Raw genomic sequence first — 12,385 nt, forward strand, 5'->3', positions numbered from 1 at the left:
AATTATCACTAAAATTAACACGAGGTGCCGCATGACACAGCCAGGGGATTTTGCAGTTTGCATCGTAGGACTAGGTTCGATGGGAATGGGAGCAGCGAAGTCGTGCATTAATGCCGGACTGACCACCTACGGGGTCGATCTTAATCCGCAGGCACTGGCCACCTTGCAACAGGCCGGAGCAAAACAAGCGGCCACCCACGCAGACGACTTCGCAGCCGAACTCGATGCCTTGTTACTGCTGGTGGTCAACGCCACACAGGTGAAACAGATCCTGTTTGGTGACAACGGCCTGGCAGCAAAGCTGAAACCGAATACGCCGGTGATGGTGTCTTCCACCATTTCCGCCGCCGATGCCAAACAGATCGAACAACAGTTACTGGCGCTGGGGTTGAACATGTTGGACGCCCCGGTTTCCGGTGGCGCCGCCAAGGCCGCAGAAGGGCAGATGACGGTGATGGCCTCCGGCGCTGAATCCACTTTCCGCCAGTTGCAGCCGGTACTGGATGCCATTGCCGGTAAGGTCTATCGCATTGGCGAAGAAATTGGCCTGGGGGCCACGGTGAAAATCATCCACCAATTGCTGGCCGGGGTGCATATCGCCGCCGGGGCCGAGGCCATGGCGCTGGCCGCCCGCGCCGGTATCCCACTGGACGTAATGTACGATGTGGTCACCCACGCCGCCGGTAACTCATGGATGTTCGAGAACCGCATGCGTCACGTGGTCGACGGGGACTATGCGCCTAAATCGGCGGTTGATATCTTCGTGAAGGATCTGGGGCTGGTCGCGGATACTGCCAAAGCACTGCATTTCCCGCTGCCGCTGGCTGCTACCGCTTTCAATATGTTTACCGCCGCCAGCAACGCCGGTTTCGGTAAAGAGGACGACAGCGCGGTGATCAAGATCTTCGCCGGTATCGACCTGCCGCAAAAGAAGGAGAACGCATAATGCTGCTCGGCGTTATTGCAGATGATTTTACCGGGGCCACCGACATTGCCAGCTTTTTGGTGGAAAACGGTCTGTCGACGGTACAGTTGAACGGCGTGCCGCAGGAAGAGCTGCCGCTCGAAGCTCAGGCGGTGGTCATCAGCCTGAAGTCGCGCTCCTGCCCGGCAGCACAGGCGGTTGAGCAGTCGTTGCAGGCGCTGGCTTGGCTGCAACGCCAGGGCTGTCGGCAATTTTACTTTAAATATTGTTCGACCTTCGACAGCACCGCGCAGGGCAATATCGGCCCGGTGACCGATGCGCTACTTGATGCATTGGGCGAAAGCCAAACGGTGATCTCTCCGGCACTGCCGGTCAACGGCCGCACCGTGTATCAGGGCTATCTGTTCGTGTTGGATCAGTTGCTGTCGGAATCTGGAATGCGCCACCACCCGGTGACACCGATGACTGACAGTAACCTGCTGCGACTGATGGAAGCGCAGGCTCAGGGACGCTGCGGGCTGGTGACGGCAGCAGAAATGGATCGCGGCGCCATAACGGTGACGGAAAAACTGCGGCAGTTGGCGCAGCAGGGCATACGTTACGCCGTGCTAGACACGCTGAATGAACAGCATTTGCTGACCCAGGGTGAAGCGCTGAAAAATATGAAACTGGTGACCGGAGGCTCCGGCCTGGCGATCGGCCTGGCTCGTCAATGGGCACAGCCGGGGCAAGTCAGCCCACAGGCAGCCGGGGCCCCACAGGGGGAAAAGGCGGTGGTGTTGTCCGGCTCCTGTTCCATCATGACCAATCAACAGGTGGCACGTTACCGTCAGCAAGCGGCTGCCAGAGCTATCGACGTGGCCCGTTGCCTTAACGACGATGACCGCGCGGCCTACGTCACCGAGCTGACCGACTGGGTGCAACAGCAGGCTAACGGCCCACTGGCTCCGTTGCTGTACGCCACCGCCGAGCCGAAAACACTGCAACAGGTGCAACAGCAATACGGCATGGCCGCTGCCAGCCAGGCGGTAGAATCGCTGTTTGCCGGGGTGGTTGAACAGCTTCGGCAGCAGGGGTTCAATCGTTTTATCGTTGCCGGTGGCGAAACCTCTGGCGTAGTCACGCAGGCACTGGGCATTGGCGGTTTCCACATTGGTCCCTGCATTTCTCCCGGTGTGCCCTGGGTGCGCGCCATCGATCAACCGATTTCACTGGCCCTCAAATCGGGCAATTTTGGCGATGAGAACTTTTTCGCCCGGGCACAAACGGAGTTCCCCCTATGACACTGCCCACTGAACAGCAGGCGCGTGAAGAAATGGTGCGTCTGGGGGCCTCGTTCTTCCAGCGCGGCTACGCCACCGGTTCGGCCGGTAACCTTTCCTTGCTGCTGGCGGACGGCACATTGCTGGCAACGCCAACCGGTTCCTGCCTGGGTGAACTGCAGGCCGATCGGCTGTCGAAGGTCAGCCTGAGCGGCGAATGGTTGTCCGGGGATAAGCCATCAAAAGAGATCAGCTTCCACCGGGCGCTGTATCTGAATAATCCGGAGTGCAAAGCCGTAGTGCACCTGCACTGTACCTACCTCACCGCCCTGTCCTGCCTGCAAGGATTGGATGTGAAGAACGCCATCAAGCCCTTCACCCCTTATGTGGTGATGCGGGTCGGCAAGGTACCGGTAGTGCCTTACTACCGGCCCGGCGACCTGCGGTTGGCGGAGGATCTGGCCAAGCTGGCACCGACCCACCGCGCTTTCTTACTGGCCAATCACGGCCCGGTGGTCACGGGTAAGGATCTGCGAGCGGCGGCGGATAACACTGAAGAGATGGAAGACGCGGCGAAGCTGATTTTCACCCTCGGCGAGCGCCCCATTCGTTATTTGACCGATAATGAGATTGCCGAGCTACGGAGCTGAATCATGCCTAAATTTGCTGCCAATTTATCGATGATGTTTACCGAACTGCCGTTCCTGGAACGGTTCGAGGCCGCGGCCGCCGAAGGGTTTAGCGCGGTGGAGTTCCTGTTCCCCTATGACTATCCGGCCGAGCTGTTGGCTGAAAAGTTGCGCCATAACGGCCTGCAACAGGTGCTGTTCAATACCGCGCCCGGTAACGCCGATGCCGGTGAATGGGGGCTGACGGCAGTGCCTGGCCGTGAACAGGCCGCACGGGCCGATATCGACCGCGCGCTGGCTTACGCTATCGCGCTGAACTGCCCCAGCGTACACGTCATGGCCGGTGTGGTGCCGCCCGGCGAAGACGGGCAGCGCTACCGCGATACCTTTATCAGCAATATCCGCTACGCCGCCGACAGCTTCGCCAAACACGGCATCAAGGTGCTGATCGAAGCGCTCAGCCCGCAGGTAAAACCCAACTATCTGTTCTCCAGCCAGCATCAGGCAGCAAAACTGGTCGAGGCCATCGATCGTCCGAACGTCTTTATCCAGTTCGATTTTTTCCATGCACAGCTGGTCGACGGCAATATCAGCGGCCTGATGACCGCGCTGGCCGGGCGCTACGCCCATATTCAGATCGCCTCGGTACCGGAGCGCCATGAACCGGACGACGGCGAACTGAATTATCCCTGGCTGTTCGCCCAACTGGACCGCCTCGGTTATACAGGCTGGATTGGCTGCGAGTACAAACCCCGGGGCGATACCCGCGCCGGACTGGGTTGGATAAGGCCTTACCTGTAATGGGCTAACCAACCCAACCTGCACAGCAACAACATAAAAATTAAACGCACCCGTATCGCCAACCGGCGATCGCGGTGCCTGACTCTTACCCGATTAAAGGCTATCCCATGTCGACTTCTATGCTTTTGATGATTGCCGTATTAGGTGTAGTGCTGCTCCTGCTGATGGTGATCAAGGCCAAGATCCAGCCGTTTGTCGCCTTGCTGGTGGTCAGCCTGCTGGTGGCGCTGGCCAGTGGCATTCCGACCGGTGAAGTGATGAAAGTGATGACCGCCGGGATGGGCGGCGTGCTGGGCTCGGTGACCATTATCATCGGTCTGGGCGCCATGCTCGGCAGAATGATCGAGCATTCCGGCGGTGCCGAGTCGCTGGCCCAGCGCTTCAGCAAGGCGTTAGGGCCAAAACGTACCGTGGCCGCGCTGACCATCGCCGCGTTTATTCTCGGCATTCCAGTGTTCTTCGACGTCGGCTTTATCATCCTGGCGCCGATCATTTATGGCTTTGCCAAAGTGGCCAAAGTTTCGCCACTGAAGTTTGGCCTGCCGATGGCCGGTGTGATGTTGACGGTACACGTCGCACTGCCGCCGCACCCTGGCCCGGTGGCCGCAGCCGGGTTACTGAACGCCGACATTGGCTGGCTGACCATTATCGGCCTGGCGATCTGTATTCCGGTCGGCGTTATCGGCTACTTCACAGCTAAATGGCTGAACCGTAAGGCTTACCCGTTATCGATTGAAGTGCTGGAGCAGTTGCAGTTGGCAGCGCCAGAACCGGCCCCGGAAGGCAAAGCGCCGTTAAGCGATCGCATTAACCCGCCGGGTGCCTGGCTGGTGGCCGCACTGATCGTCATTCCGATCGCGATTATCATGCTGGGCACCGTTTCCGCCACCTTGCTTGAGCCAGGCTCAGCGCTGCGTGACACGCTATCGTTGATCGGTTCCCCAGCGGTAGCACTGATGATCGCCCTGCTGTTGGCGTTCTATTTCCTGGCGATTCGTCGTGGCTGGAGCCTGCAACACACCAGCGACGTGATGGGCGGCGCGCTGCCCACGGCCGCCGTGGTGATCCTAGTGACCGGTGCCGGTGGGGTGTTCGGCAAAGTGTTGGTGGAATCCGGCGTGGGCAAGGCACTGGCGGACGTGCTGACCACCATCGGCCTGCCGTTGATCCCGGCGGCGTTTATCATCTCACTGGCCCTGCGTGCCTCACAAGGGTCTGCCACCGTGGCGATCCTGACGACCGGCGGATTATTGTCGGAAGCGGTCAGTGGACTGAATCATCTGCAACTGGTGCTGGTCACCCTCGCCACCTGCTTTGGCGGACTGGGGCTGTCGCACGTAAATGATTCCGGCTTCTGGATCGTCACCAAATACCTCGGTCTTTCAGTGGCTGATGGCCTGAAAACCTGGACGGTGCTGACCACTATCCTCGGCCTCAGTGGCTTCCTGTTCACCTGGTTGCTGTGGCTGGCGGTGTAATTTCTCTGGCATACTGCACAGACCCTTTTGGCTCTGTGCAGGAAAAAATAATGACCCTTATCACCACTGCCCCGCAGTTGCTCACCGAACGTTTACGCCTGGATGCGCACACGCTGGACGATTTTGATTCATTGGCCGCCATGTGGGCCGACCCTGAAGTGGTGCGCTATATCGGTGGCACGCCGAGAGACAGGGAAGACTCATGGGGCCGCCTGATGCGTTACGTAGGTCACTGGGCGCTGTTAGGGTATGGCTATTGGGCGGTGCGCGATAAAGTCAGCGGCGCTTACCTCGGCGGCATCGGCTTTTCCGACTTCCAACGGCATATCACCCCGGCGCTCGACGCTCCAGAGATGGGCTGGACGCTGGTAACATCGGCGCAGGGTAAAGGCTATGCCACCGAAGCGCTGCGGGCGGCTCTGGCCTGGGGGAAAGAGCATTTACCGGGCGATAAGACAGTCTGCATTATTTCACCGGAAAACCAGCCTTCAGTGGCGCTGGCGAAGAGGGTCGGTTTTAGCGAAAGCCACCGCAGCGAGTACCACCAGAGCCCCATTTTGGTGATGCACTGTCCGCTGTAAGCCGGGGTTAGTTCACCGACGTCGTGGCCAGCGCAACCTGGATAAAATTATCTCGCAGTGCATCAGCCCGCTGCGGGTTCCAGGCAATCCCGACTTGCCATTCAGTCTGTTCGCCGCTCAGCGGCAGAATATCGATACCCGCCGGGGCAATATGCGTGACGCTGTGCGGCAACAGGGCCACGCCAATGCCGGCGGCGACCAGCGCCAACAGCGTCTGGATATCCCCGGCCTGTTGCACCACATTGGGCGTCAGTTGATGGGCAGCAATAAAGCGCAGCGACTGTTCGCTCAGACCGCGTCCGCGTTTCGGCGTCAACTGCAGCAGCGGCAGAGTATTGAATTGCCCGATGATCGTTTCCGCCTTCAGCGCCAACGCGGCGGGGGCAGCCAACACCAAGCGATCGCTCAGCAGTGCGGCAGCCCGCAGCGGCGTACTGACCGGTAGCCGCACGAACCCTACCTGTAACTCGCCTTGCAATAACAGCTGATACTGCCGCTCCGAAGGCAAATCCTCCAGCCCCACGGCAACCTCAGGAAAACGTTGGCGGAAGGCAGCAACCAGCTGCGGCGCCAGGTGAAAACTGGACAGCCCGAAGCCCATCGCCAACCGCCCTGCTTCCCCTTGCACGATCTGCAAGGCGCGCTGTTGAAACTGCAGGTGCTGGCCAACCAGCATCTGGGCTTCGGGATAAAGTCGCTGCCCGCTGGCAGTGAGCTGTGCCCCCTGGCGGCCACGGTTAAACAACCGGGCACCAAGCAACGCTTCCAGCGCCTGGATCTGTTTGCTCAGCGCTGGCTGGGTAATGCACAGCTGCTCCGCTGCCAGGCGATAATTGCCCTGTTCCGCGAGCACCACAAAGGCGCGTAGTTGTCGAATATCCATTCCGTTTAGTTATCAAATAAGGAATTTAATTGATTATACAGTAATCAATAGCTTTGCTGTAATCAACGCCAGACAACAGCCAAAGGTGACCCTATGACAAGCTCTCTGCGCGCCGCAACGGTGCAGTTCCAGCATCGCGCCAACGATAAAAACTATAACCTGTCGGTGATTGAGGGCTTTATTGCCCGCGCTGCCGCTGAACAGATCCAAGTGCTGACCTTCCCGGAGATGTGCATTACCGGCTATTGGCACGTGCGACACCTCAGCGCCGGCGAAATTTGCGCACTGGCGGAACCAATAGCCACCAGCCCTTCACTGGCGCGTATTCGTCCGCTGGCGGAGCGCTATAACATGGCGATCGGTGTCGGGCTGATTGAACAGGGTGAAGACGGAAAATATTACAATGCCTACACCGTTTGCCTGCCCGACGGCAAACTTCACGTGCACCGTAAACTGCATGCCTTTGAGCACCCGGCGATAGCCAGCGGTGACAGTTTCACCGTGTTTGATACCCCATGGGGTGTGCGGATGGGAGTATTAATCTGTTGGGACAATAACCTGGTGGAAAACGTACGGGCAACCGCACTGCTGGGGGCTGAGGTGCTGCTGGCACCACATCAAACGGGGGGAACGCATTCACGTAGCCCACACGGCATGAAGCCGATCCCACTGGAAATCTGGCAACGTCGGCAGGAAAACCCGGCGGCGATTGAGGCGGCGTTTCGTGGCGAACATGGCCGCGGCTGGCTGCTGCGCTGGCTACCGGCACGCGCGCATGACAATGGTTTGTTCGTTTTATTCAGCAACGGCGTGGGGCGTGACGACGACGAAGTGCGTACCGGCAATGCGATGATCCTCGATCCTTACGGCCGTATTCTGGCGGAAACCTGGGCGGCAGAAAATCAGATGGTCACGGCCGAACTTGACCTGTCGCTGATCCCACTCAGCACCGGACGCCGCTGGATCCACGGCCGTCGACCGGCGCTGTACGGTATTCTTACTCAGCTACAGGGCTACGAACGAGATGCCCGCAGCGCACGCTTTTCATCAGAGCCGGGGCAAAGGTTGGGCAAGTGATCGATGCCGAATAACGAGCAAAAAAAATCCGCCCGAGGGCGGATTTTTATCTGATGCGGCTAACTGCGCCACATGCTCACACCCGTAGGCATGGAGAAATCTTAGAAACGGTAGCCTACGCCAACGCTCCAGATACCAACGTCAACGCTGCGGATACGGCTCTGCTCGTAACCAACATCCAGAGCAACGTCCTGGATTGGGTTGAACTGCAGGCCAGCACCGTAGGTGAAGCCGTAGTCGCTGCTGCCGTTACGGTCGGAACCGTTCTGAGCATTGTCGATGTTTTTGCCGTAGCCAACACCGATCACACCGTAGATGCTTGCCCAGTCATTGAAGCGGTAAGCTGGACCGGCAGTGATAGAGTTGTACTGAGCTTTACCGTAGTAACCGTTCTCAGAACCGTTCTTTTCCACGTGGGTAAAGGAACCGATCACACCCAGTGGGTTGTTGTCGAACTCGTAACGGTACTTCAGGTTGAAACCGTCGGCTTTGTTAGCAACGCCTTGGAGATCACCCTGCGCATAACCAGCAGAAACGGTGCTCTGGCCAGCGAATGCGGTACCTGCGGTTACTGCTAATACACAGGCTGCTACTGCGGAAAGACATGCAATTTTTTTCATAACCACCTCAAACGCGTTATATTTTTAAGTAAATCCATTTGTTCATGCTTTGAAAATATAGCAAAAATTAGCGTGAAACTCTGCCTTAAAATGAGTGTCTAATGCTTTATATCGTGTAACATTAGATTTCAAGAACAGTGTATCTTCTTCTTTTCGCTCTATTTTCGAGCCGTATTCTACGCGTTTCTGTGACAACAATCACCTATTTAATATCCAGATGATTCTTAAAAAAAGCGCATTTTTTGAGCATAAAAACCAGCTGGCCGTCCGGAAGCTGGCACTTTTCTCCACCGCATAAGCTTTTCTCAGACACATTTACCTCATTTCATTTACACTGCCGTCATCCAAAAAACGACAGTCTTCCCAGGTTATGGGAAACGCATAAAAGGCTCTAAAGGATGTCCTCGTCTGCAACCACTAAAGCGTCCTCCACGCTGGTGCCTATCTGTTTATTAATTATTGCCATGGTGTCGATCCAGACCGGTGCCTCACTGGCCAAAAGCCTGTTCCCGCTGGTCGGCGCTGAAGGCATCACCACGCTGCGCCTGAGTATCGGTACGCTGATCCTGTTTGTTATATTCCGCCCGTGGCGCATGCGTTTCGCCGCCGGCAGCCGTTTGCCGCTGTTTATCTACGGCCTGGCGCTGGGCGCGATGAATTACCTGTTCTATCTTTCTTTACGTACCCTGCCGCTGGGCATCGCCGTCGCGCTGGAGTTCACCGGGCCACTGGCGGTCGCCATGTTCTCGTCACGCCGCCCAATCGACTTCTTGTGGGTCGCACTAGCGATCGCCGGCTTGTGGTTCCTGCTGCCGTTGGGCCATGACATGGGCAGCATCGATCCCTTTGGTGCGGCCTGCGCACTGGGTGCCGGTGCCTGTTGGGCGGTCTATATTATTTGCGGCCAAAAAGCCGGTGGTGACCACGGCCCTGGCACCGTGGCGGTCGGTTCGCTGATCGCCGCCGTGGTGTTCTGCCCGATTGGTGCCTGGCAAGCCGGTAGCGCACTGCTGAATATTGATATCCTGCCCGTCGCACTGGCGGTGGCCATTTTGTCTACCGCACTGCCCTACTCATTGGAAATTATCGCTCTGCCGAAAATTCCGGCGCGTACCTTCGGTACCCTGATGAGCCTGGAGCCGGCGCTGGCGGCGCTTTCCGGCATGTTGTTCCTAAATGAACACCTGACCACGGTGCAATGGCTGGCACTGGCAGCGATCATCGCGGCCTCCATGGGCGCCACCCTGACCATCAAGCCAAAACCGCAAATCGAAAACCTGTCCTGAGGATCGACGACGCCTGCATTTGCCAAAAGCGGAATGCAGGCGGGTTAACTGTTTTCATACTGGCAAACAGGCATACTTTTCCGCGCAGTAAGCCCCCACGTTTTTATGGAACCGAGCCCGGCAGGGTTCACCACATGGAGAATTAAAGTGATTTATAACACTCTGTTTAACCCACGCTATGGCCGTGGGCTGTCACCGATACTGATCGAAACTCTCACCACCCTTCGTCAATACGATCTGCCTGAGCTGGCACTGGGGCGGCATGAGATCGACGGTGAAAAGATCTTTATGGACGTGATGACGCTAACCACCGGGTTGGCGGAAACCCAGCGCGCAGAGCTGCATCAGGAATATGCCAATATCCATCTGTTAATCAGCGGTGAAGAACGTATTGATTACGGCATGCCGGGTGACTGGCAAAGTGAATTGCCCTATGACGAAGTTCAAGATCTGCAACTGTTGAATATCAACCGCCATCGCCAGACGCTGGCGATGTTTCCCGGCATGTACGCCATATTTTTCCCTCATGAGCCGCATCAAATCGGTTGTCAGTTGAACGCACCGATGCTGATTAAAATAGCGGTGATGAAAGTGCATTACACCCTGTTGCTGTAAACGGCCAGCCGGTCGAGATGGCCGGCTTTCCCGTGACCCGCTTTGATCAGTGAAAATTCACAGTGCTTTAATGCCGGGACAAATCGCGAATAAACACCTCGGCCTGCCCAGGCGAGCGCAGCCGGATAAAACGGATATGCTGATAGCGGGGATCACTCATGTCAGCCAGGTAACCGACCCGGTTTTTACGGTAGGTCTTGAGGGTCCACAGCACAATTGAATTGCGGCTGAAAAAAGAACGACGGAAACTTTCACGATTGCCGGTGCCCGCCCACAACTCGGTACCGGACCATGCACGTGTAGTAGCTCGACGCACTGCCTGAAACAGCGTACGACAGAAACCATAATCCACCCACACCACCCAATCGACGCCATTCCACTTGACCGCTTTGGTTCGGCTATAGTTGCCATCAAGCACCCAGCCGCTTTCTGCCTCGGCCAAGACCTCTGCGACTCGCGCCAGGAACACATCATCGGGTGTGCCTTGCCAGTCTGACCGCCAAAACAACGGGTCCAACTCAATATGGGGCAGCGCAAGTGCTTGCGCCAACTGGCGTGCCAGGGTGCTTTTGCCACTGCCACTGGTTCCAACGACGTTGATTTTCATTGGCATCGGGTTCTGAAATAAGGGCAGAATATCTTAGCGGAGATGACATTGGCCTATCAATCTGAATTAACGGCCATTTCTGCAGTTGACCTTTAAATTTAAAGTGCAGCTTCATCCGATTGAAACAATAATAAGGATGATAATAAAATCGGTTTATAAAACATTAAAAAATGAAATAAAAAATTAAATTAAAATTCAAACAGTTAAATTTAACCAAACCACTCTACACCTGTTAAATCACATTTTCAATTCGTCACTCCCTATTTATCCAATAGCCATTTTCGTCCTGCAGAAATCCCTGTCATTGCTATAATGACTCCCGAACCAAAAATAGGACAACGCCACAACAAGAGGAGATCTGATATGAGTACCGCTAAACTGGTGAAAACGAAATCTTCTGAGCTGCTTTACACCCGCAATGACATGGACGAAAAAACCAAGCTGGACGCCATCAAGGCACTGAACCGCCAGGTTATCCAGTTTATCGACCTGTCACTGATCACCAAACAGGCCCACTGGAACATGCGTGGCGCCAACTTTATTGCCGTTCATGAGATGCTGGACGGGTTCCGTACCGCGATCATCGATCATCAGGATACTTTTGCCGAGCGCATCGTGCAGTTGGGCGGCGTCGCCTTGGGCACCGTGCAGGTGGTGAACGATAAAACCCCGCTGAAAAGCTATCCGACCAATATCCACAGCGTGCAGGAACACCTGAAAGCGCTGGCCGATCGTTACGGTGCGGTGGCCAATGACATTCGCAAAGCCATCACTGAAGTGGAAGATGAAGATACGGCGGATATGTTCACCGCGGCATCCCGCGATCTGGACAAATTCCTGTGGTTTATCGAATCCAACATCGAATAAACCCCACTAAAAGTAACCCAAACGGCCCGCATCGCGGGATTGAACAGGCTGCGGGCTTTGCCCCAGCCTGTTTTTCTTTTTGCACGGCTTGAATTGCTCAAAAAACCGCCCATAGTAGATAAATCAGACGGCAGACGGTGCCACAAAAGTGAGGTGACCATGGCAAGCGGATGGGCGGCAGAAGGTGCCGTGCAGGATCAAATCGATTCCACCGTGGATGATGCCGTACAGCGTGCCAGACAGGCGCTGGGCCACGGCGAAAGTGAGCATTATTGTCAGGAGTGCGGGGAAGAAATTCCTTTGGCGCGTCGGCAAGCGCTGCAAGGCGTACGCTATTGTCTGGCCTGCCAAACCGAGCTGGATAAAAAACAGGCGGCAAGCAGCTTATATAACCGCCGCGGCAGCAAAGATAGCCAACTGCGATAACCTGATAGGTCCCAGGCACCTCCCAGAAGGTGACAAAGCTCGTTATTAGGGAGAGCGTGCCGAAGGGGTCGTAGCAGCTTTAGCTGCCGGAGCGCCCCTCGGTGCGCTAGGCCCGGGTATCTCGGACTCAAAGACAACTTTTTCATCAAGCACCTCCTAAACTGAACATTCCTGCACCAGGTGCAACACCCTTGCTGCACAAAAGTTAGAGTTAGTTATCAGTATTGAAGCGAAATGGTTAACTATCGGTTGTTTCAGCACCATTATTTGGTTAATGATAGACGACTGCACCAACAGGTCACTCAAGGCACTATTTTGGGGCCCCAAT

Annotated in this window: 14 protein-coding genes; 11 read left to right on the plus strand and 3 right to left on the minus strand. The window is 56.3% G+C overall.

Annotated features, from left to right (window positions below):
* The first annotated feature begins 31 nt into the window (after nt 1–31).
* The 6 genes from ltnD (at nt 32) to OC597_RS02680 (ending at nt 5,676) form a co-directional block, all read left to right on the plus strand.
* Complete coding sequence (ltnD, locus tag OC597_RS02655) at nt 32–946, plus strand: L-threonate dehydrogenase (RefSeq protein WP_261424583.1); 915 nt, start codon at nt 32–34, stop codon at nt 944–946.
* On the plus strand, nt 946–2,208 hold the full coding sequence (gene otnK, locus OC597_RS02660) for a 3-oxo-tetronate kinase (protein WP_315902331.1): 1,263 nt from the start codon (nt 946–948) through the stop codon (nt 2,206–2,208). The genes ltnD and otnK overlap by 1 nt, the downstream gene beginning before the upstream one ends.
* Nucleotides 2,205–2,837 carry a 3-oxo-tetronate 4-phosphate decarboxylase gene (gene otnC, locus OC597_RS02665; RefSeq protein ID WP_262207324.1) on the plus strand — a complete coding sequence of 211 codons (633 nt, stop codon included), beginning with the start codon at nt 2,205–2,207 and terminating at the stop codon, nt 2,835–2,837. The genes otnK and otnC overlap by 4 nt, the downstream gene beginning before the upstream one ends.
* Before the next feature lie 3 nt (nt 2,838–2,840).
* Entirely contained in the window at nt 2,841–3,617 is a 777-nt protein-coding gene (locus tag OC597_RS02670) for an HPr family phosphocarrier protein (protein ID WP_261251998.1), read from the plus strand.
* 107 nt (nt 3,618–3,724) lie between these two features.
* Nucleotides 3,725–5,095: a GntP family transporter gene (locus OC597_RS02675; RefSeq protein ID WP_099064052.1), complete on the plus strand. Its 1,371-nt coding sequence runs from the start codon at nt 3,725–3,727 to the stop codon at nt 5,093–5,095.
* A 50-nt stretch (nt 5,096–5,145) separates the two neighbouring features.
* Nucleotides 5,146–5,676 (plus strand): GNAT family N-acetyltransferase, encoded by a 531-nt coding sequence (locus tag OC597_RS02680; RefSeq protein ID WP_261462145.1) that lies wholly within the window; start codon nt 5,146–5,148, stop codon nt 5,674–5,676.
* 7 nt (nt 5,677–5,683) lie between these two features.
* Here the strand turns inward: OC597_RS02680 and OC597_RS02685 are convergent, their stop codons facing one another.
* Complete coding sequence (locus OC597_RS02685) at nt 5,684–6,559, minus strand: LysR family transcriptional regulator (protein WP_262207327.1); 876 nt, start codon at nt 6,557–6,559, stop codon at nt 5,684–5,686.
* 93 nt (nt 6,560–6,652) lie between these two features.
* Between OC597_RS02685 and OC597_RS02690 the strand changes: the two genes are divergently transcribed.
* Nucleotides 6,653–7,636 (plus strand): nitrilase family protein, encoded by a 984-nt coding sequence (locus OC597_RS02690; RefSeq protein ID WP_262207328.1) that lies wholly within the window; start codon nt 6,653–6,655, stop codon nt 7,634–7,636.
* 101 nt (nt 7,637–7,737) lie between these two features.
* Here the strand turns inward: OC597_RS02690 and ompX are convergent, their stop codons facing one another.
* Nucleotides 7,738–8,256, minus strand: coding sequence for an outer membrane protein OmpX (ompX, locus tag OC597_RS02695; protein WP_261136478.1), 519 nt, complete (start codon nt 8,254–8,256; stop codon nt 7,738–7,740).
* Between the two features lie 398 nt (nt 8,257–8,654).
* Here ompX and rhtA point away from each other — a divergent pair, with 398 nt between their 5' ends.
* Together rhtA and nanQ are read left to right on the plus strand one after the other, a co-directional pair.
* Nucleotides 8,655–9,542 carry a threonine/homoserine exporter RhtA gene (rhtA, locus tag OC597_RS02700; protein WP_261284010.1) on the plus strand — a complete coding sequence of 296 codons (888 nt, stop codon included), beginning with the start codon at nt 8,655–8,657 and terminating at the stop codon, nt 9,540–9,542.
* Nucleotides 9,543–9,689: 147 nt separating this feature from the next.
* Entirely contained in the window at nt 9,690–10,157 is a 468-nt protein-coding gene (gene nanQ, locus OC597_RS02705) for an N-acetylneuraminate anomerase (protein ID WP_261251993.1), read from the plus strand.
* Between the two features lie 67 nt (nt 10,158–10,224).
* Here the strand turns inward: nanQ and OC597_RS02710 are convergent, their stop codons facing one another.
* Nucleotides 10,225–10,764 (minus strand): P-loop NTPase family protein, encoded by a 540-nt coding sequence (locus OC597_RS02710; RefSeq protein WP_261424589.1) that lies wholly within the window; start codon nt 10,762–10,764, stop codon nt 10,225–10,227.
* 363 nt (nt 10,765–11,127) lie between these two features.
* Between OC597_RS02710 and dps the strand changes: the two genes are divergently transcribed.
* Both dps and OC597_RS02720 read left to right on the plus strand, forming a co-directional pair.
* Nucleotides 11,128–11,631, plus strand: a complete 504-nt coding sequence (gene dps, locus OC597_RS02715) for a DNA starvation/stationary phase protection protein Dps (protein ID WP_099064045.1) — start codon at nt 11,128–11,130, stop codon at nt 11,629–11,631.
* A 159-nt stretch (nt 11,632–11,790) separates the two neighbouring features.
* Nucleotides 11,791–12,057, plus strand: a complete 267-nt coding sequence (locus tag OC597_RS02720) for a DksA/TraR family C4-type zinc finger protein (protein WP_099064186.1) — start codon at nt 11,791–11,793, stop codon at nt 12,055–12,057.
* The last annotated feature ends 328 nt before the right edge of the window (nt 12,058–12,385 follow it).

Source organism: Serratia proteamaculans (assembly GCF_946227095.1).
In the GTDB taxonomy this organism is placed as follows: Bacteria; Pseudomonadota; Gammaproteobacteria; order Enterobacterales; family Enterobacteriaceae; genus Serratia; species Serratia proteamaculans_E.